This window comes from Methylomonas defluvii (assembly GCF_033949435.1).
Lineage (GTDB): Bacteria > Pseudomonadota > Gammaproteobacteria > Methylococcales > Methylomonadaceae > Methylomonas > Methylomonas defluvii.
In genome coordinates, this window is sequence record NZ_JAXARY010000016.1 from 1 (window position 1) to 20,288 (window position 20,288).

Genomic DNA, 20,288 nt, shown 5'->3' on the forward strand with positions numbered 1-20,288 from the left:
CGTAACGTGACTTCCGCCTCGCAACGGGGTTGCCAAGCGGATGGTTTGCGTTCGGCGCAGAAATCGGCAATGAGTTTAGCATCGACCATGTCGGTCTTGCTGCGGGTGAGCCGTGAAGCGCCATAAGCTTTGATTTGTGCCGGATTGACGACGCTGACAGTTAAGCCGTTGGTTGCCAGATGCTGAGCAACGTCTTCCCAATAAATGCCGGTCGCTTCCATGCAGACCTGCACGGATTCAGCTTTTTGGGCGTTTAGCCACGTCAACAAAGCTGTAAAGCCTTCAAGCGAATTGGGAACCACTTTGGCGCGAAACTTACCGTTGGACAAGCGTAATGCGCAATCCAGCTTGGCTTTTGAAACATCGATACCGAGATAAAAATGGGACATTGAAAACCTCAAATGATCTACCTTGTGAATGCAGGCTGCCGGAATCCGGGCCGAAGAGACTGTCCGATCGTTGATCGAGGGTGGGTCACTGCTGCAGGGGTCTACGTCTCGGGCTTCAATAGTCCAAGGTCCGATACGGCATCCAGTGACCCAAACCTGAGGTGCCCCTCAGGCATGTTTTTCGAGATTTTATTATCTCCTGAAAAACACGGGTGGATAATACAAGATACTGTTAGCTTCAGTGCAATCGTAAGCCTGGAAATGCACTGTGAATTACAAGGCTTAGCCCTCTTTCGGCGGGCACGTGATTTAAGAAAAGCGCGGCAAGGCCGGCCTCATTGTCAGCTGTTACCAATACTATAGCGACAACCGCCTGATTCGCGCCGAAACGCCGAATGGCACGACGCAATACCGCTACGGCGCCCTTGAGCCAGCGCAACCGCATCTAACCAAGTTGAAAAACTAGCCGACGCTGGGCGAGTAATTACCGGAAATGAATCCTTGTACTGTGACTGTGTGCCTATGGCAGAATGGCGTTAACTAATTTTTAAAGGGATAGTCGTATGTTGTTAGCCAGATTACTGCCAGTTTTTTTTGCCTCGTTGTTGGCTGCGTGCGCAGAGGTGCCTGAGCAACCGGCTCCGCCACCGCCAACAGTCGTTGAGCTAACGCTAAACAGCACCGCGTCAATTAACCCCGACGCCGACGGTAAAGCCTCGCCGGTGGTGTTAAGAATTTACGAATTGCGGGAGCAAAGTGGTTTTAACGGTGCCGATTTTTTTGCCATATTCGATAAAGAGCAGGCTACTTTGGCCGCCGATCTGGTACGCAAACAAGAGTTGGTGATAAAGCCCGGCGAGAACAAATCCTTGCGGATCGAGCCGGCTGCGGATACCCGGGTATTGGGGTTTTTTGCGGCTTTTCGTAAATTGGATAATGCCGGCTGGCGCACTTTGACCGAGTTGAAGGCTCATCAGAACAATGCGGTGTTACTTAAGCTGGATGCCAATAGTCTAACCGTGACCAATACGCCGACGGAACCCGCACCCGCAGCACCTAAAGAAGATTAAGTGGGGAATAACGAGGGACTATGGGTTTGCTTTTAGTCCCTGAGCGGTTTAAGCAATTAAAAAACCGGCACCACCAGCACAAACACGAACGCGATTAAGGTCCAAATCACGATCTTGGTTTTTAAGGGCGTGTTGAGCCACAGGGTTTTCAACGCAGCTCTCAGGGCTTGTGAGCGGTCTTCGGCGGCGCGAATGCGTTTAAGCGTGCCTTTTAGTGTTTGGCTTTCCTGTTTTTGCTGTTCTGCGTACAGCAATTCGTCGAGCTGGGAATAAAACACGTCACAACTTGGACATTTAAATGCCTCGCCCAACCTGGGCTGGCCGCACTGTGGGCAGTTTTTCATTTTCGCTCCTGAAAAACTCGATTGCCTTGATGACGAGCATCAAGGCAATCCAGGAAACATTTACGCGGCGATACCGTTATGTCTGAGTAGAGCGTCGATATTGGGTTCGCGGCCGCGGAAGTTTTTGAATAAGGTCATCGCATCGCGGCTACCGCCTTGCTCCAGGATGTTGTGCAGGAAAGACTCACCTGTATCGCGGTCGAAAATGCCTTTCTCTTCGAACAAGGAAAATGCGTCCGCCGACAACACTTCCGCCCATTTGTAACTGTAATAACCGGCGGCGTAACCACCAGCGAAAATATGCGAGAAGCTATGGGCGAAACGGTTGAATTCCGGTACCTTGACCACGGCTACCTGGTCACGCACCTGTTTGAGGATGGTATAAATTTGTCCGCCCTTGGCCGGAGCGTAATCCCGATGCATCTTGAAATCGAATAGACTGAATTCCAGTTGCCGCACCATCATCATGCCGGCTTGGAAGTTTTTTGCCGCCAACATTTTGTCGTACAACGTATCGGGCAGCGGTTCACCGGTTTGATAATGACCGGAGATTAAGCCCAGCGCTTCTTTTTCCCAGCACCAGTTTTCCATGAATTGGCTGGGCAGTTCTACCGCATCCCACTCGACGCCGTTGATGCCCGAGACACCGAGGTGATCGATCTGGGTCAACATGTGATGCAGACCGTGGCCGAATTCGTGAAACAGCGTTTCCACTTCGTCGTGGGTCAGCAAGGCCGGGTCGTTGCCAGTCGGCGGGGTAAAGTTGCAGGTTAAATACGCCACCGGTGTTTGTAGTGCATCGCCGACTTTTTTACGGCAGACGCAGTCGTCCATCCAGGCGCCGCCGCGCTTTTTGGCGCGGGCGTATAAGTCCAGGAAGAAGCGGCCGCGCAATTGGCCGTGTTTATCCAGGATTTGATAAAAGCGGGCGTCGGGGTGCCAGGTGTCGAAGTCTTTGATTTCGCTGATTTGCAGGCCATAGAGTTTCTCGACGATGGCAAACAGGCCGGGCACAACTTTGTTGTCGGGGAAATAGGCTTTCACTTCTTCTTGCGACAATTGGTAGAAGTGCTGGCGCATTTTTTCCGAGTAATAACCGATGTCCCAGGCTTGCAAGTCGTTTAGGCCGTGCTCGGCGGCAGCAAACTCTTTCAATTCAGTCAAATCCCGGCGGGCTTGGCGCCAGGATTTGTCGGCCAAATCTTCCAGAAACTTCACCACGTCGTCGGTGGATTTGGCCATTTTAGTAGCCAGCGAATATTCGGCGTAGTTGTTAAAGCCCAGCAATTGGGCTTTCTCGTGGCGCAACGCCAGGATTTGTTCCATCAATTCGGAATTGTCCCATTGCCCGGCATGCGGGCCTTGATCGGAGGCTCGGGTGCAGAATGCCTCATAATGTTCGCGGCGCAGTTCGCGGTTGTCGGCGTAGGTCATCACCGCCAGATACGACGGGAATTGCAGGTTGATCAACCAGCCATCCTTGCCTTCCGCTTCGGCGGCTTGTTTGGCTTGGGCCAGAGCCGATTCCGGCAGGCCGGCCAAATCGTCGAGATGGGTAATCTGTTTGTGCCAGGCGTTGGTGGCGTCCAGTAAATGTTCTTCGTATTGACTGGCTAGTTTCGATAATTGCTGGTTGATCTCTTTATAACGCGCCTGTTGTTCGGGCGGTAAATCCACGCCGGACAAATGAAAGTCGCGCAGGGCGTTGTTGACGATTTTTTGTTGGGCGCGGTCGAGCTTGGCAAAGTCCGCGCTGTCGCGTATGGCTTGGTAGGCCTCGTACAAGGCGCGGTTTTGGCCGGTTTCTGTGGCGTATTCGCTGAGTTTGCCGAGGCAGGCATTGTAGGCATCACGCATCGCTTCACTGTTGACTACCGAATTCATGTGGCTGACCGGCGACCAAGCCTTGTTCAAGCGGTCTTCGGCGGCTTCGATCGGTTCGATCAGATTTTGCCAGGTGTAAGGTCCGCCGGCTTGCAGTTGCCGGTCTATGGTTTGCCGGGCTTCGGTGAGTAGCTGGCTGATGGCCGGCTCCACGTGTTCGGGCAGGATTTTAGAAAATTGCGGTAGTTCGGTGTTTTCGAGCAAAGGATTGGTCATGTCGGTAGCCAGTCTGATATGAATATCGGGAAAATTAGGATAATAAATGCATGGCGGCGTTGACCCGATTTTGGGCTTTTTTCAACACCATCAAGGAAAAATCAGGGTTGAGTTTACCGTGATTTAGTTTGCTGTAAGACGGAATCGAGTTGATATAAGGCAGATCTCGGGCATTGCCGGAACCGAAATAGCTGTGCAATTTGGCGAGGATGACGATGTCGGTCATCGTTAGTTCAGGGCCGCTGTCGTACAGCCAGTTTTCTGCTTGATGCGGAATGTTGCCCAGTTGTTCGGGAAAACCCAACGTGTGCAGCATCAGCACACCGACCGGGCCGCGTAAATAGGGCAGCGCGGTTTTTAGTTCCTGAAAGCTGGGGCCGCCGTCGGGAAATTGTTCGGCAAAATGCAGTAAGGGAATCGCGCCGATGTCGGCAATCAAACCGCCCAGCAGGGCGTCTTCCGGGTTGATGTTGCTGCACTCCTGGGCTAAGACAAAGCTTAAACTTGAGACATACAGGCTGTTTTTCCATAAGGCCTGCATGCCTTTCATGAGTTCCGGGTCGGTGCAACTGAATAATTGTTTCATGCTGATGCCCATCACCAAATTCCGCGTCGCATTCAGGCCGATGCGAGCTACCGCGTCATGGCAATTGTTGATCGGTATTTCCGTGGCATATAAGGGGCTGTTCGCCACCTGGATTAATTTCGCCACGATAGGCGGGTCCAGCTGAATAATCTCTGCGGCCCCGCGGATGCCGATGTCTTTTTGCACCGCATCTTTTAGTTTCAGGGCGACATCCGGTAAGGAAGGCAGGCGCAGTTTGTTTTCCCGATAGGCTTGGGCGAAGCTGTTGAAAAAGCGGCTGCCGTTGATCGGCTCCGGCAGTTGAATATCGAGCAGTTCCACGCAATTGGCGCTTTCCTGACTTTTATCTGTCCATAAACGGTTGAGTTGGATAGGGATTTCCAAAATACGCACATCGCTGAGCGCCGTGGCGGTAGCGCCGCAACGGCTACCGCTGTTCAGCGGCAGATTGGCTAGCGTGGAATCGGCGTCGATTTGATAACGGCTATCGCTATCCGGTTGCATCGATAGTTGTCCTGCCAACAAATACAGTACGCTGTTGGTCGGTTGCCCCAGGGTAAAAAGAATTGCCCCTTTGGCGTAGGCCAAGCTGAGATGCGGTAATGAGCTTAAGGCGGCGTCATCAAGATCGCGTAAGGGTGCGAATTTTTTCAGCTGTGCGACGCTAAGCGCTTGCTGATGAGTGCTGCTGGGTTTGGATACTGAGTTGTCGGTTGGTAGGCTACTCCGGGGTTCTGCGCCAGACGGCAAGGCTTTCCGGCTTGGTTTGTTGGCGGTGGTGTTTTTTTCCAGTAGCTTGGAAAACCAATTCATCTTATGTCCTGAAAAAGTTGATGGCCTCGGCAATTTGTTGTTTTGCGTCCTGTAATGCCTTCAGAGACATATCCGGCGTCAGTGCGCTATCGTCCAGTTTTTGAAAGGCAGGCAAGGTGTTTAGCGGCGGCAGTTTCTGGGTATTGGTGCCGCCGAGTTGGCTGTGAAATTTAGCTAACAGCACAACGTCATAGAGTTGCAGGCCCTGGCCGTCGTCAAAGTACCAATTTGTGGTATTGACGGGAATTTGCTGGAAACTATCGGGGAAATGCCATTTTTTCAAAATATGGGTGCCCAACAAGCCTTGCAGGCAGACGATGCTGGCCTGTAATTCTTCTTCGGTATAGCGTGACATGTCCATGCTTTCGGCAAAGGTGACAATCGGTAAGGCGCCGATGTTGTGAATTAGCCCAGCCAGTAAAGCTTCGTCGGCGTTTACTTTTCGGGTAAGTCCGGCCAGCGTGTGGCTGAGGCTGGCAATCTGAATGCTTTGTTTCCAAAGTGTCTGAATAATGTTGTTCAGTTGCCGGTTGCGGCTTCTGAACAGCTGGTGCAGGCTGATGCTGGTAACCAGGTTTTGCGTGGTTTTAAATCCCAGCCGATTCACGGCATCATGGCTACTGGTGATGGGGTTGCTGCCGCGGTAGATCGGGCTATTTGCTACTTGAATCAGTTTGGAGGATATAACCGGGTCCAGGTTTAAAATCTTCACCGCATCGGCGATGCTGATGTCCTTTTGCAAGGCGCTACGTAAACGCAAGGCAACATCCGGCAGGCTGGGAACATGCAGGTTGTCGGCTCTGAACGCATCGCAAAAGCTATCGAAAAAAAAGCTGTTTCGCAGCTGGGGCGGAATGCTCTTCGGGTTGATCAGCGGATTGTTGACGGGTTTGCTGCTGTGCTGCAAATTGGACAGCGGCATGTAGATGATTTGGGTAGGCGATTTGGCTATCGCGCTGAAGGCGTGTTCGCCGGATGTTGCCAGAGGATAACAGGCTTTAAAGGTGTCGGCTTCGACCGTATAACCGGCGCCATTATTCGCTTCCAGATAGACGTTGCCGGTGTAGAGATAGCTTAATTGTTCCGCCTCGGCGCCGCGGTTAAATATGATGTCGCCGGGGTTAAAGTTTCGCATGGTCACCGGTATCGCCAGCAAGTCCGCCGCCGGTAAGTCCCCCAGCGGGATGAGCTTTTGCAGATAGCTCAAGGGCAGTTGGTTGACGGCTGCTGGGGAGGGGCTGCTCTCTGTCGGCGTTTTGTCCGGGGATTTTTTTAAAAATTTCCAGATCATGCGGCTAGGAGGAAAATATGCTCAAAGCTTCGTGAATTTTAGTTTTGGCATCGTGCAGGATGGCCAGCGTATTTTCCGGAGACAAAGAGAAGTTTTTCAATTTGGCCGCTGCCGGAATGGCGGTAATCGCCGGTAGATCGGCGGTCGCTGTTTTGCCGATCAGGGCATGCAGTCTGGACAGGACCACTATATCGGTCACCGTCAAGGTATCGCCGCTGTTTTGAAACCAGTCGCTGGACGATTTGGCTACGTCGATGAACTCTTCGGCAAAATCCCATTCCTTCAACACTACGGCGCCGACCGGGCCTTTGATGATGGGCATGGCTTCCAGGATTTCGGCGTCATTATGGTATTCGGGTGGTAAGTTGGCGGTAAAGCTTAGAAAGGGAATTACGCCGATGTCGCAGACCAGACCGGCCAGTAAGGCATTTTCCGGATTTTGCTGCATGCTGTGGTTGGCCAGCACATGGCAGAGGCCGGACAGATAAAGGCTTTGTTTCCACAGATCTTCCAAATGATTTTTAATCAGCGGCGATTTGCTTTTGAAAATCTGCTTCATACTCAGCGCCGTTACCAGGTTGCGCGTGGCGTTTAAGCCGATACGCACCACCGCGTCTTTGCAGTTTTTCGCTGGCACGTTGGTTAGGTATAACGGGCAATTGGCGACTTCTATCAATTTTGCGGAGATGGCAGGGTCCAATTGGATGATCTTGACGGCTTCGTCGATGTTGACATCTCTTTGGATGGCTTTGCGCAAATTGATCGCCACTTCGGGTAATGAGGGGATTTCTATCTCATGGTCGTTATTTTCGAAATGTTCGACGAATAAGCTCAATAGCCGGTTGTGATGCAATTCTTCCGGAATAGATAATTTGCCGTGGTCTTGGCGGCTGGGCGTCAGCATGATTTTCAGGGATACCCGCAACAGGTCTATCTCGGTTTTTGCGGTGGCGGTGGCGGTGTGCTTAATACCGCTGCATATCGGGAATTTCGCTTGTGCGCTGCCTGCCGATATTTCATAGCTTTTGCCGTTGTGGTCGGCCAAAATCACCGTGCCGCGCAACAAATACATTGCGCAAGTCGCCTGTTGATTGACGCTGAACAAAGTGCTGCCGGCTGCCAGGGTTTCGACGTGATTTTCAGTGGCGAAAGTTTGTAATATCTCGTCGCTTAAATTCCTGATGGGGAATAACTGTTTTAGAGTTTCCGGGGTAATGCGTTGCCCACCGCGCTGCGGTTTGCCTTTAGCATGGGATTTTTCAAAAAAAGCTCTAATTCCACTCATAGTATTCCAGTAAACGTTAATGGCGGGCGGTTTGGGGAGATTGTTACCATGGACATCGCCCCGGTCAATAATTTCATCCGTTCGTGTTGTTTAATGCTCTTTCGGCGTTTAGCAGGCTAATCACCGGCGAGGTTTGCGGACGCACGCCTCGCCAAATAAAGAACGCTTCGGCGGCCTGCTCTACCAACATGCCCAAGCCGTCCAGGCTGTGTGCGGCCTTATTCGCCAAGCCCCATGTCACAAATGCGGTGGCTTGGTTGGCGTAAGCCAGGTCGTAGCAACTGCCGCCCGCTTTCAACAGGTCGGCCGGCAAAGGTGGCAAATCGCCGCTGAGGCTGGCCGACGTGGCATTGATGATCAAATCGAATTGGCGATCTTTAAGATTAGCGTAATCGCAAGCTTGCACAGCGCCTAGCTCCGTGAAATCCTCGGCAATTGCGTGGGCTTTGCTCAGATTGCGATTGACGATGACCAGTCTCGACGGCTGCTGTTCCAGTAGGGGAGGGACGATGCCTCTTGTAGCGCCTCCCGCCCCTAGAATCAAAATCTCGGCATCCTTCAGCGTGATGCCATGGTTTATGGTTAAGTCGTTAAGCAAGCCGATGCCATCGGTGTTGTCGCCCAAAATGCTGTCGTCCGCTTGGCGGAATAAGGTGTTGACGGCTTTTGCTTGACGAGCGCGTTCCGTCAGTTGGTCGGCATATTGCCAGGCCAGTTCCTTGAGCGGGACGGTGCAATTCAGGCCTTTGCCGCCATCGGCAAAAAAACGGCTGGTGGTCGCGGCAAAAGTTTCCGCAGGCACCTCTTGGGGCGTATAGTCCATCAGTTGACCGGTTTGCTCGGCAAATAATTTATGGATACGCGGTGATTTACTGTGGCTGATCGGTTGGCCGAATACCGCGTAATTATCAATTTTCATCATCGGTACTGTATTTGCTGCGCCAATATTCCCAGAGGAAGGTGCAGGCTATCACCAGCACTCCCAGCCCTATACTGATGGGCATAAAGTTCTCGAAATAAGCCACGATCAGCGCGCAGGTTGCCAGGAAAAAACCGAGTAGGCTGTATTGCCAGCCGATGCGGATGCCATCCAGCAGGGTGGCTAAGGCCAGGATCAGCAAGATAACCAGACTGGCGCTTCTGTCGGATAACTGCTCGGATTTGTTAAGCAATGCGGCTGCTATCACCACAACCAGCGTATGCAGCCAATGCAGCCCTTGGGCCTTGACGATGTCGCCAAAGTCGTTGTCGTTGGTTCGGGTTTGTAACCAGGAGACGAAAATCGACAGCATGCCAAACACGATCACCATGAATAGCCAATAGCCGTAGCCGTCGTGCGGGTTGAATTCGGTAATCGCGATGCCGGTCAGCGACAAAACGACCAGCAGAATAAATACCGCCTGTTCCAGGCCGAAGTAACGTCGGCGCTGTTGGGGCGGATCGTCAGTCGAATGACTGTCATCAAAATCAAAGTCTTCGCTCATGCCGGGTCCGTTTGTCTGGTTGTTATAGTTGTTTTAGCCACTGGGCAGCGGATTTAGCGTAATAAGTCAGTATCGCGTCGCAGCCGGCGCGCTTGAATGCCAGCAGGGATTCCATCACCACTTGTTGTTCGTCCAGCCAGCCGTTTTGCGACGCGGCTTTCAACATCGCATATTCACCGCTGACCTGATAAGCAAAGGTCGGTACACCGAATTGTTCCTTGGCGCGGCGGATGATGTCCAGATAGGGCATGCCGGGTTTGACCATGATCATATCGGCGCCTTCGCGTAAATCCAGCGCAATCTCCCGCAAGGCTTCATCGGAATTGGCCGGGTCCATTTGATAGCTGTATTTATTGCCGCCGCCCAGATTACCGGCCGAGCCGACCGCATCGCGGAACGGGCCGTAGAAACTGGAGGCGTATTTGGCGGAATAGGCCAATATCCGGGTGTTGGTATAGCCATGAGATTCCAATACGGTTCTGATCGCGCCGATGCGGCCGTCCATCATGTCGGAGGGGGCGACGATGTCGGCGCCGGCTTCGGCATGCGACAACGCCTGTTTGCACAGGACTTCGACGGTTTCGTCGTTGACGACATAACCTTGGTCATTCAGTAACCCGTCCTGACCGTGCGAGGTAAAAGGGTCCAAGGCAACGTCGGTGATGATCCCGAGTTCAGGCAGGGCGTCTTTCAAGGCCCGAACGCAGCGTTGTGCCAAGCCGTCAGGGTTATAAGCTTCTTCCGCGCTTAAGGATTTTTTGTCCGGATCCGTTACCGGGAATAGAGCAATGGCGGGTACGCCCAGATTTAATAAGGTTTCGGCTTCGCGCAGCACCAGGTCGATGGATAATCGGTTGACGCCCGGCATGGAAGCGACGGCTTCTTGTTTGTTATTGCCCTCGATAACAAATAGCGGGCAGATTAAGTCGTCGCTGCTTAAGCGATTTTCCCGCATCAGCCGCCTTGAAAAGGCCTGATAACGCATGCGACGCATCCGGGTGGCCGGGAAAAAGTCGTTAGGGTGTGACATCTCTTCCATAGTAATATAATAGGGTAATCGCTGGCCCGATGGGCTGGCAAGAATCTGGAGCCGGGTTAGTGCTTCGGCCTTTATTTTAGCAGTGTATCGAATGAAGGCGGTTGAAATTAGCCGGCGATACCTTTTTGAGATGGTTTTTATGAATATCAAACGTCATATGCATTTTATATTTGTTGTGGTTTTTAGCTTGTTTGCCGGAATGTTTTTGTCCTTGCCCGCTAGCGCGGCCGATTTGAGCGAGCCGCAACGCACCATTGAGGATGCGTCCAACAAGTTGAAGCAACGCTTACAGGATCCTGCCTTTCCGCATGATTTCCAAAAAATCAATGCTTTCGTCCAGGAAGTCATTTATCCGAATGTGGATTTCGATCTGATTTCGTCGCTGGTGCTGGGAAAAATGTGGAAAGATGCTTCACCGGCGGAAAAGGAGAGCTTTAAAAAGGAGTTTCAAGTGTTGTTGATCAGGACCTATTCCCGAGCTTTCTTTGAATTTAAAGATTGGTCCGTGCGGTTTTTGCCGATTACCCCGGAAGAAGACGAAAGAAAAGTCCTGATTAAAACCGAAGTGCTGCAACCCGGTTTGCAGCCTATCGCTGTTAACTATCGGATGCTGAACGTCAAAGGCCAATGGAAAGCCTATGACATCATGATCGAAGGCGTCAGTTTGGTGACCAACTATCGTACCAGCTTCAAAAACGAAGTGGAGCGCACCGGTTCGTTGCAAGAGGTCATCAACCAATTAGCCAAGCGCAATACCGAAGCATTAAACAGCAAAAATAATTCATAAGTTTTTCCCTCTCTTATTGTTCCCGGTTGTGCCGTTTAGGGGCAGCCGGGAATGACCATCAGTATGCAATCCGCTAAAGACTCTCTGTACGCCAGTCCGCTGGGCGAAATCAACGCATTTGCTTTCGACGAAACTGTCGTCAAAGTCTTTCCCGACATGATCCAGCGCTCTGTTCCCGGTTACAACACTATTATCTCGGCGATCGGTTTATTGGCGGCACGTTTTGCCAAGGAAGACAGCGTTTGCTACGACTTGGGCTGCTCGTTGGGGGCTGCAACCTTGGCTATGCATCAGCAAATCACCACTAAGAATTGCCGAATCGTTGCTGTGGATTGTTCGGCTGCAATGGTCGAGCAATGCAGGCAAAATCTGGCGGTTGCTTCCGGTGGTGGGGCCGAGATAGAAATTTTATGTGCCGATGTTCGCGATATTGTGATTAGCAATGCCTCTGTAGTGGTGCTGAATTTTACGCTGCAGTTTATTCCGTTGGCTGATCGGCAGGCTTTTTTGACCACGATCTATCAAGGTTTGTTACCGGGCGGGATTTTGATTTTGTCCGAAAAGCTGGCGTTCGACGATGCTCAACAGCAGGCTTTGCAGATTGATATGCATCATTTATTTAAAAAAGCCCAAGGCTATAGCGAGCTGGAAATCAGCCAAAAGCGCAGTGCTTTGGAGAATGTGCTGATTCCGGAAACCTTTATCGCGCATCAACAGCGCTTGAAGTTGGCGGGTTTCGCCAGCGCGGAAGTTTGGTTTCAGTATTTCAACTTCGCTTCGATGATTGCATTGAAATGACGCTATACCAAGGTCTTTATCAAGCATTGGCGGCGGCCGGCGACGAAGTCTGGGTAAACCGTTTGCCTGAGCAATTGGCGGCGGCGTTTGCGGATTCGTCCCATGGGGATCTGAAACGTTGGCAACAGGTAGTAGACGATTTGCCGGATTTGATGCCGTCGAGTGTCGATTTGTTGGAGAGTGTCAGAGTAGGTCAGGCAGAGGATATTTCCGATGAGATGCGGGCCGGTTTGCGCGAACAGTTGATGCAGTTGCATCCTTGGCGAAAAGGACCTTATCGGATCTTCGACATTGACATCGATACCGAATGGCGTTCGGATTGGAAATGGGACAGGGTGAAAGACCAGATCGCACCGCTACGAAATCGCTTGGTTTTGGATGTTGGTTGCGGCAACGGCTATCATTGTTGGCGCATGCTCGGGGCTGGAGCGAGGCTGGTGGTTGGGATTGACCCAACATTGCTCAGCGTGATGCAGTTTCAGGCGATCCGTAAATTGCACGGCGAAGCGCCGATTTATCTGTTGCCGCTGGGTATAGAAGATGTGCCGCCCAATATGGGGCTATTCGATACGGTGTTTTCGATGGGGGTGTTGTATCACCGCCGCTCACCCATCGATCATTTGCTGGAATTAAGGGGCTGTTTGCGGGCTGGCGGTGAATTGATTTTGGAGACTCTGGTTGTTGAAGGGGACGCGCAGCATGTCTTGGTGCCGGAGGGACGTTATGCGCAAATGCGCAATGTGTGGTTTTTACCAAGCTGCGCAGCGTTGATGTTATGGATGCACCGTTGCGGGTTTAAAAATATTCGCCTAGCGGATGTTTCCAAAACTTCTGTCGAGGAGCAGCGCAGTACCGAATGGATGCGGTTTCATTCTTTGGCGGAATTTTTGGATCCGCATTCTCCGGATTTAACTTGTGAAGGCTTGCCGGCGCCGGTTCGGGCTGTGATTGTGGCTAGCGCCGATTAATCAGTGGATTTTTGTTTTTGAATTGTAAAATTTAAAGAACAGGCTAAGATTGGCTAGCTTGAAAAGTCAGCTGATTAAGTGTGTGCTGATTAGTCCAGGCAGCCCTAAAATCCAATCGGAGGAAATCCATGAAAAAGTTATTTGTACTTTTTATGCTGTATTCTTTTGCCGTATTTGCTGAACCAATCAATATCAACCAAGCGGATGCCGAAACCATTTCCAAGGCCTTGACCGGGATAGGCCCGAAGAAGGCCGAGGCGGTGGTTCAATACCGTAAGGAACATGGCGATTTTAAGACATTGAAAGATCTGGAAAATGTGTCTGGAATTGGGGAGAAAACCGCGCAACAGAATGAGAAGAATATTTTGTTTGGGGATTCTGCTCCTGCTACGGCTGAAAAAATTGCTAAGCCAGAGAAACCGGAAAAGCCCCAAGAACCAAAAAAACCAAAATAAGGCGACTGAGTTGGCGTGCTTGGTCTTGGTGCGCCAACTCATTGAGTCTGTTTTGTCTGAATCGTATTTATTCGACGTCCGGGTCGTTTAGCCAAATGTCGAGCCGTTCCAGCCCCAAAAATCAGCCGGACAGTTACTGAATTCGATATAAATCCGATCCTGAGGGATTGAAAGCCGGGTATTGAGCAATTGGCATATCGATGCAGACAAGTTTTTGGCTTGGCTACTGCTCAGGCCAATGCTCTTGCATTCCAGATATGCCAAGGGGGCAGTGCTGCCGGCAAACAGCATGGCGTCGTTTTGCTCAATGCTAATCATGACGTAGCGCTCCGGTTTGCCGGTCTCTTTGGGCACCAATTGCGACAGTTCGCCTAATAATTTTGATTTCAGTTCTGTATCGAGCACTGAGTTGGTGTTCAATTTTAAAAAGGGCATGATCAGTCTCCTGTTTTGGGGTGCTAAATTGCCGGCCAGCGTTGGATAATTCGATATTCAACGCCATCCGGACCTGAGCAGGATTCTACCAAGCAGAATCCTATTGATTGCCAAAGTATGGGGGCGAAATCGAAATCGATTGCCGAACTAGCCTTTTTAACTAAAGTGACATGCGGCTTGAATAGTCTGTTTTCGATGGGTATCCCTTGTTGTTTGGCTATGCGGGCCAAGTTTTCGTTTAATGTCGACACGCTTTGATCGAATTGGCTGGCGGTCAGGCATAGCACGGCAGGTTTTTTCCAGAAACTCAGGCGGTCAAAATTTAACATTATCAGCGATGTTGGCATTTTTCCTGCCTCCTTGGTGATTATGGCCTGTTGTTGTGCAGAAATTCTCCCTAAAAACAACACGGTGACATGTAAGTTTTCTTCCTTAACAGGTTTTCCGGTTCGGTTTAGTTGGCTGATTAAAGCCGCGCATTGTTGCCTGGCGTTTTGTTCCGGCCATAAGGCAAAAAAGAGACGTTTCAAGCTGTTCCTCTCCGGTTGTTGTGAGATCGAGCTATGACTTTTTCATCTTTTCGATGGCAGGCAAAAAGCTGCGATTTGGGTGTCGAAAGCTGGTGATCAGGCTAAAGGATGCTGTGTAATTGCGGCGAGGATAGACAATTAGCCAAAAAAATATCCAGATTTATCAGTTCGTAATCGATGAATCCTAAAATTGAAATTGAATTTTGCTCGGTTTGCCTGCGGTTTTGTTTAGCCTGAGCTTACGCCGCGGACTTGTCTAGTAACAATTTGTTCGCATAACCTGTAGGCTCCGCGCAGTTGCTAAGCATTGACATATATCCCATTTCTACCTTACAGTTACAGATGCATCACACGTACGTGACAAGCCTAGCGGGTTGTGGCAATTTGCAAGAATCGGCTATTACTAAAAATTAAAACTTTCGGAGCACATCACATGGCAAGACCATTAATTCAAATGGCGTTGGATTCACTGGATTTCAACCAAACCGTTGCGTTGGCGGATCAAGTAGCACCCTATGTCGATATTTTTGAAATCGGCACCCCTTGCATTAAATACAACGGTATCAACTTGGTTAAAGAACTGAGACAACGTTACCCAGACAAATTGTTGTTGGTTGACCTGAAAACCATGGACGCAGGCGAATACGAAGCGGGCGCTTTCTATGCTGCTGGCGCGGACATCTGCACCGTATTGGGCGTATCCGGTTTGGCCACTATCGCTGGCGTTATCAAAGCTGCGAAAAAGCACGGCGCTGAAACTCAAATCGACTTGATCAACGTGGCTGACAAAGCAGACTGCGCAAGAGAGTCTGTCAAATTGGGCGCGCAAATCGTTGGTATTCACACTGGTCTGGACGCGCAAGCAGCCGGTCACACACCGTTTACCGATCTGAACGACATCGCTCGTTTGGGCTTGAATGTGCGCATCTCTGTTGCGGGCGGTATCAAACAAGCGACTGTACAACAAGTCGTTGAAGCTGGCGCTAACATCATCGTTGTTGGTGCAGCTATCTACGGTGCTCCTTCACCTGCTGAAGCAGCTCGTGAAATCCGTGAATTGGTTGATGCGGCGGCGGTATAAGTCATGCATCAGCAGTTAATTATTGACAAAATCTCAGGGATTCTGGAAGCGACACCCGACTCGCATGACAAAACCTTGGTGGATATGCTGGATCAGGCTAAGCGTATTTTTATATCGGGCGCTGGCCGTTCAAAGCTGGTCGGCAATTTCTTTGCCATGCGTTTGATGCATGGCGGCTACGACGTTAGCGTTGTCGGTGAAATTGTTACGCCAAGCATCAAAGCTGGCGATTTGTTGATCATTATTTCCGGCTCCGGTGAAACCGAGCAGTTGATTGCCTTTACCAAAAAAGCCAAAGAAGTCGGCGCAAAGATTGTGTTGATTTCGGCTAAGGACGATTCAACGATTGGCGACATGGCTGATGTCACTTTGCAAATCGGCAGATCCGAACAATACGGTAAAGTCAAAGGCATGCCTATGGGTACTGTGTTTGAATTATCTACCTTGTTTTTCCTGGAAGCGACAATTTCGCATGTAATCCATGACAAAGGTATTGCAGAAGAAGAAATGAGATCAAGACACGCCAATTTGGAATAACTTAGCGTGTAAACCTGTGGCCGGAGCAATTCGGTCACGGGTTTTTTACATTACATTCGGGTGTCAAGGCGATACCGATTCCAGCAGTCTGAATGAACGAGAGTGTGGTTTTGGTCTTCCTTGTATTTACCAGCCTCAGCCAGAGTGATGTTTGAGTAATCGAATGTCGCAACTAAAATAACAAAATAAAAAGGAGACCAACATGCCTTCGCGCCGAGACTTAGCGAACGCCATCCGCGCACTTAGCATGGACGCCGTACAGAAAGCCAACTCCGGGCACCCCGGTGCCCCGATGGGGATGGCCGACATCGCAGAAGTATTGTGGAACGATTTTCTGCAACACAACCCCAGCAACCCTAAATGGCCCAACCGCGACCGCTTCATCCTGTCCAACGGTCACGGCTCCATGCTGATTTATTCCTTGCTGCACTTGGCCGGCTACAACCTGCCGATCGAAGAACTGAAACAGTTCCGCCAACTGCACTCGCAAACCCCTGGACACCCTGAATACGGTTACACCGAAGGTGTGGAAACCACCACAGGTCCCTTGGGGCAAGGCATTACCAATGCGGTAGGCTTTGCTTTGGCCGAACGTACCTTGGCCGGTCAATTCAACCGTCCGGGTCACGACATCGTCGACCACCATACCTACGTATTCCTGGGTGATGGCTGCTTGATGGAAGGTATCTCCCACGAAGCCTGCTCCCTGGCCGGCTCCATGAAACTGGGCAAACTGATCGCCTTCTACGACGACAACAACATCTCCATCGATGGCGAAGTCCGTGGCCATGGCAACGTTGCCGGCTGGTTCCTGGACGACACCCCGAAACGCTTCGAAGCCTACGGCTGGCACGTCATTCCTAAAGTGGATGGCCACAACCCTGACGCCGTCAAAGCCGCGATTGAAGAAGCTAAAAAAGTCACCGACAAGCCTTCTATCATCTGCTGCCAAACCATCATCGGTTTCGGTTCGCCGAACAAACAAGGCAAAGAAGAATGCCACGGTGCCGCTTTAGGTGAAGCTGAAATTGCCTTGACCCGCGAAAAGCTGGGCTGGCCGCACGCGCCGTTCGACATTCCTGCCGACATCAAAGCCGGTTGGGACGCCAATGCCAAAGGCGCCCAACTGGAAAGCGCCTGGAACGCCAAATTTGCTGCCTACAAAGCCGCACACCCTGAACTCGCGGCCGAATTCGAACGTCGCGTGATCAAAAACCAACTGCCTGCCGATTGGGCTGAAAAATCCAAAGCGTTTATCGCTGCGGTGGATGCCAAAGGCGAAACCATCGCCAGCCGCAAAGCCTCACAAAACACCCTGAACGGTTTTGGCCCCTTGCTGCCCGAACTGCTGGGCGGCTCTGCCGACTTGGCGGGCTCCAACCTGACCCTGTGGTCCGGCTGCAAAGACGTCAACCAACCGGGCTTCGATGGCAACTACGCCTACTACGGTGTGCGTGAATTCGGTATGTCCGCCATCATGAACGGCATCACCCTGCACGGCGGCTTCAAACCCTACGGCGCCACCTTCCTGATGTTCTCGGAATACGCCCGTAACGCCCTGCGCATGGCCGCGTTGATGAAAATCCCGACCATCTTCGTTTACACCCACGACTCCATTGGTCTGGGCGAAGACGGCCCGACCCATCAACCGGTCGAACAAACCGCCACCCTGCGCATGATTCCCAACATGCACGTCTGGCGTCCTTGCGACGCGGTCGAGTCGGCTGTTTGCTGGAAAGCCGCTATCGAACGTCAAGATGGACCGAGCACCCTGATCTTCTCTCGTCAAAACCTGCCGCACGTGCCCCGCACCGCCGCACAAATTGACGCGATCAGCAAAGGTGGCTACATCCTGAAAGACAGCGATGGCACACCGGACGCGATCATCATTGCCACCGGTTCCGAAGTGGAATTGGCGTTGAAAGCCGCTGACGCATTGAGCGCGAAAGGCAAAAAAATCCGCGTGGTGTCACTACCGTCTACCAACGTCTTCGAAGCGCAAGACCAAGCTTACAAAGACAGCGTATTGCCGCCAAGCGTGACCCAGCGCGTGGTAGTAGAAGCGGGAGTAACCGACAGCTGGTGGAAATACGCCGGCAGCGCGGGTAGAGTCGTAGGATTGGACCGTTTCGGCGAATCGGCCCCGGCAGGTCAGCTCTTCAAAGAGTTCGGCTTTACCGTGGACAATGTCGTCGCTAATGTGGAAGCCGTTCTTTAATTTTGTAAACTTAGGTGAGGTTTGGATTAAATGATCGAAGCCTCACGTTTCTAACAGCATAGGTGATAGACGTGAAAAGAAATGAATTAACGAAAGGCGTGATGGCAGCTCTAATGCTGACCAGTTCCTTAGCTATGGCGGGATCGGATTATCCGGCGGCTGATTATCAGCCAAAGGTGCTTTATACCAATCCTGAATATAACGACAGCAAAGCTGCCCCTGCTGCTGCCACAGCACCTGCAGCGAAACCAGCTGTAAAAGAAGTTGAAGCGGATCCAGCTTTCCCAGCGACGAATTTTCAACCTAAAGTGTTATACAGCGATGCTGACTACAAGCACAGCTCTGCAGCACCAAGTGCGGCCAAATCGTCAAGTTCGTCATCTGCCTCCACAACTTCTGCGGAAGCAGCGGTAGATGTGATACAAACAGAAAAGGCTGCGTCCTCTGATTTTTCCTACATTGGTTTAATTTTGTTGGCTGTAGCCGGATTTTTTATCTACAACAAAAAATCGCCTAAAAGTGCCAAAGGTTCTTCAGCTGATGATTACCAAGTTGCATCTGGCGCAACCGGCGTTGAAAAGTATCTGGAAAAAATGGGTGCGAATAAAACCGGCGTTGCCAAATACTTGGAAAAACAAGATTCCAATCCTGCTACCGGTGTTGCCAAATACATGGCAAAGCAAATCGTAAGAGATCGGGAAGCTGCCGCTGCGAAAGCGACTGGCGTGGAAAAGTATTTACGTGATAAAGCTTAATAGCATCTGATTCCTGATGCTGATTGCTGGAACTTAAGGGTTAAGCGTTAACTCTGAACCGGTAGATTTAAATGATCGCCACTTCGTATGTTTTAAAGCGTGTGTTTCGGCTTTGAATATATGCCAAGTGGCGATTCAGTCTTATCAATATAGCTAAAAATAGAGTTTCATCACCAGGGACTCTTTTGCAATCAATCTCCTGCAAGAATTGCTGAACATCTTTTGCTTGTAAAGCTCGGTTCAAACGAGGGGGAAAAAATTAACAACACATCTGAGGATAATCCTATGGCAAAAAATTTACTCGAACAACTCCGTGAAATAACTGTGGTTGTCGCCGATACCGGTGATATTCAAGCGATCGAAACTTTCAAACCGCGCGACGCAACCACCAATCCTTCTTTGATCACCGCTGCTGCACAAATGCCGCAATATCAAGGAATTGTTGACGATACTTTGAAAGGTGCAAGAGCAACATTGGGTGCCGCTGCTGCGGCTGCAGAAGTTGTGACCCTGGCATTTGATCGTTTGGCCGTGTCTTTTGGCTTGAAAATTCTGGAAATCGTCGAAGGTCGTGTATCGACTGAAGTCGATGCGCGTTTGTCTTACGATACCGAGGCCACCATCGCTAAAGGTCGCGACTTGATCGCTCAATACGAAGCTGCAGGCATTTCCAAAGAGCGCGTTTTAATTAAAATCGCTGCTACCTGGGAAGGCATTCAAGCTGCCGCCGTATTGGAAAAAGAAGGTATTCACACCAACCTGACATTGTTGTTCGGTTTGCACCAAGCGATTGCTTGTGCGGAAAACGGTATCACACTGATTTCACCATTCGTTGGCCGTATCTTAGACTGGTATAAAAAAGACACAGGCCGTGATTCTTATGCGCCTGCTGAAGATCCAGGTGTATTGTCAGTGACCGAAGTCTATAACTACTACAAAAAATTCGGCTACAAAACCGAAGTCATGGGCGCCAGCTTCCGTAACATCGGCGAGATCACCGAATTGGCGGGCTGCGATTTGTTGACCATCGCGCCGTCTTTATTGGCAGAGTTGCAATCCGTTGAGGGTGACTTGCCGCGCAAACTGGATCCTGCCAAAGCAGCAACAGCTTCAATCGAAAAAATTTCAGTCGACAAAGCCACTTTTGACCGCATGCATGAAGAAAACCGGATGGCTAAAGAAAAATTGGCCGAAGGTATCGATGGTTTCGCCAAAGCGCTGGAAGCACTGGAAAAATTGTTGTCGGACCGTTTGGCTGCCTTGGAAGCCTAATCTTGGTCTAGCCGCCGAGTGCAGGCGCTCGGTTGTTTAAGATTTGCAAGG

Annotated in this window: 21 protein-coding genes; 10 read left to right on the forward strand and 11 right to left on the reverse strand. The window is 50.9% G+C overall.

Annotation, left to right across the window (positions count from 1 at the left end; genetic code table 11):
- Positions 1 to 389 (reverse strand): IS110 family transposase (locus tag QLH52_RS16320; RefSeq protein ID WP_319962257.1); only part of this gene is annotated, 389 nt, incomplete at its 3' end.
- Positions 390 to 952: 563 nt separating this feature from the next.
- Between QLH52_RS16320 and tssJ the strand changes: the two genes are divergently transcribed.
- Positions 953 to 1,459 carry a type VI secretion system lipoprotein TssJ gene (tssJ, locus tag QLH52_RS16325; protein ID WP_171697318.1) on the forward strand — a complete coding sequence of 169 codons (507 nt, stop codon included), beginning with the start codon at positions 953 to 955 and terminating at the stop codon, positions 1,457 to 1,459.
- Positions 1,460 to 1,515: 56 nt separating this feature from the next.
- Here the strand turns inward: tssJ and QLH52_RS16330 are convergent, their stop codons facing one another.
- The 8 genes from QLH52_RS16330 to hemB form a co-directional block, all read right to left on the reverse strand.
- Entirely contained in the window at positions 1,516 to 1,803 is a 288-nt protein-coding gene (locus QLH52_RS16330; protein ID WP_319962258.1) for a hypothetical protein, read from the reverse strand.
- 60 nt (positions 1,804 to 1,863) lie between these two features.
- Positions 1,864 to 3,903 (reverse strand): oligopeptidase A, encoded by a 2,040-nt coding sequence (prlC, locus tag QLH52_RS16335; RefSeq protein WP_319962259.1) that lies wholly within the window; start codon positions 3,901 to 3,903, stop codon positions 1,864 to 1,866.
- 34 nt (positions 3,904 to 3,937) lie between these two features.
- Positions 3,938 to 5,302: an HDOD domain-containing protein gene (locus QLH52_RS16340; protein WP_033159189.1), complete on the reverse strand. Its 1,365-nt coding sequence runs from the start codon at positions 5,300 to 5,302 to the stop codon at positions 3,938 to 3,940.
- 1 nt (position 5,303) lies between these two features.
- Complete coding sequence (locus QLH52_RS16345; RefSeq protein ID WP_319962260.1) at positions 5,304 to 6,593, reverse strand: HDOD domain-containing protein; 1,290 nt, start codon at positions 6,591 to 6,593, stop codon at positions 5,304 to 5,306.
- Positions 6,594 to 6,597: 4 nt separating this feature from the next.
- On the reverse strand, positions 6,598 to 7,878 hold the full coding sequence (locus QLH52_RS16350; RefSeq protein WP_319962261.1) for an HDOD domain-containing protein: 1,281 nt from the start codon (positions 7,876 to 7,878) through the stop codon (positions 6,598 to 6,600).
- 73 nt (positions 7,879 to 7,951) lie between these two features.
- A complete protein-coding gene (aroE, locus tag QLH52_RS16355) occupies positions 7,952 to 8,800 on the reverse strand; it encodes a shikimate dehydrogenase (protein WP_319962262.1) in 849 nt (282 codons plus the stop codon).
- The gene (locus QLH52_RS16360; protein ID WP_319962263.1) at positions 8,787 to 9,362 is read right to left on the reverse strand and encodes a hypothetical protein; all 576 of its coding nucleotides are present in this window, start codon (positions 9,360 to 9,362) and stop codon (positions 8,787 to 8,789) included. Before QLH52_RS16360 ends, aroE begins: the two co-directional genes overlap by 14 nt.
- 22 nt (positions 9,363 to 9,384) lie before the next feature.
- Complete coding sequence (gene hemB / locus QLH52_RS16365) at positions 9,385 to 10,401, reverse strand: porphobilinogen synthase (protein ID WP_319962264.1); 1,017 nt, start codon at positions 10,399 to 10,401, stop codon at positions 9,385 to 9,387.
- Between the two features lie 139 nt (positions 10,402 to 10,540).
- Between hemB and QLH52_RS16370 the strand changes: the two genes are divergently transcribed.
- The 4 genes from QLH52_RS16370 (at position 10,541) to QLH52_RS16385 (ending at position 13,409) form a co-directional block, all read left to right on the forward strand.
- Positions 10,541 to 11,188: an MlaC/ttg2D family ABC transporter substrate-binding protein gene (locus tag QLH52_RS16370; RefSeq protein ID WP_225892924.1), complete on the forward strand. Its 648-nt coding sequence runs from the start codon at positions 10,541 to 10,543 to the stop codon at positions 11,186 to 11,188.
- Positions 11,189 to 11,239: 51 nt separating this feature from the next.
- Positions 11,240 to 11,986, forward strand: a complete 747-nt coding sequence (gene cmoA / locus QLH52_RS16375) for a carboxy-S-adenosyl-L-methionine synthase CmoA (protein ID WP_319962266.1) — start codon at positions 11,240 to 11,242, stop codon at positions 11,984 to 11,986.
- Positions 11,983 to 12,954: a tRNA 5-methoxyuridine(34)/uridine 5-oxyacetic acid(34) synthase CmoB gene (cmoB, locus tag QLH52_RS16380; RefSeq protein WP_319962267.1), complete on the forward strand. Its 972-nt coding sequence runs from the start codon at positions 11,983 to 11,985 to the stop codon at positions 12,952 to 12,954. Before cmoA ends, cmoB begins: the two co-directional genes overlap by 4 nt.
- Positions 12,955 to 13,082: 128 nt before the next feature.
- Positions 13,083 to 13,409, forward strand: a complete 327-nt coding sequence (locus QLH52_RS16385; protein ID WP_319962268.1) for a ComEA family DNA-binding protein — start codon at positions 13,083 to 13,085, stop codon at positions 13,407 to 13,409.
- A gap of 87 nt (positions 13,410 to 13,496) precedes the next feature.
- Here the strand turns inward: QLH52_RS16385 and QLH52_RS16390 are convergent, their stop codons facing one another.
- The gene (locus QLH52_RS16390) at positions 13,497 to 13,844 is read right to left on the reverse strand and encodes a phenylpyruvate tautomerase MIF-related protein (RefSeq protein WP_319962269.1); all 348 of its coding nucleotides are present in this window, start codon (positions 13,842 to 13,844) and stop codon (positions 13,497 to 13,499) included.
- Between the two features lie 23 nt (positions 13,845 to 13,867).
- On the reverse strand, positions 13,868 to 14,374 hold the full coding sequence (gene thpR, locus QLH52_RS16395) for an RNA 2',3'-cyclic phosphodiesterase (protein ID WP_319962270.1): 507 nt from the start codon (positions 14,372 to 14,374) through the stop codon (positions 13,868 to 13,870).
- Positions 14,375 to 14,807: 433 nt separating this feature from the next.
- On the opposite strand from thpR, the gene hxlA reads away from it, so the two are divergent.
- The 5 genes from hxlA to QLH52_RS16420 all read left to right on the forward strand — a co-directional run bounded on the left by hxlA (position 14,808) and on the right by QLH52_RS16420 (position 20,237).
- On the forward strand, positions 14,808 to 15,455 hold the full coding sequence (gene hxlA, locus QLH52_RS16400; RefSeq protein WP_033159179.1) for a 3-hexulose-6-phosphate synthase: 648 nt from the start codon (positions 14,808 to 14,810) through the stop codon (positions 15,453 to 15,455).
- 3 nt (positions 15,456 to 15,458) lie between these two features.
- On the forward strand, positions 15,459 to 15,992 hold the full coding sequence (gene hxlB, locus QLH52_RS16405) for a 6-phospho-3-hexuloisomerase (protein WP_020483686.1): 534 nt from the start codon (positions 15,459 to 15,461) through the stop codon (positions 15,990 to 15,992).
- Between the two features lie 202 nt (positions 15,993 to 16,194).
- Positions 16,195 to 18,210, forward strand: coding sequence for a transketolase (tkt, locus tag QLH52_RS16410; protein WP_319962271.1), 2,016 nt, complete (start codon positions 16,195 to 16,197; stop codon positions 18,208 to 18,210).
- A gap of 71 nt (positions 18,211 to 18,281) precedes the next feature.
- Entirely contained in the window at positions 18,282 to 18,965 is a 684-nt protein-coding gene (locus tag QLH52_RS16415; RefSeq protein WP_319962272.1) for a hypothetical protein, read from the forward strand.
- A gap of 285 nt (positions 18,966 to 19,250) precedes the next feature.
- Positions 19,251 to 20,237, forward strand: coding sequence for a transaldolase (locus QLH52_RS16420; protein WP_319962273.1), 987 nt, complete (start codon positions 19,251 to 19,253; stop codon positions 20,235 to 20,237).
- The last annotated feature ends 51 nt before the right edge of the window (positions 20,238 to 20,288 follow it).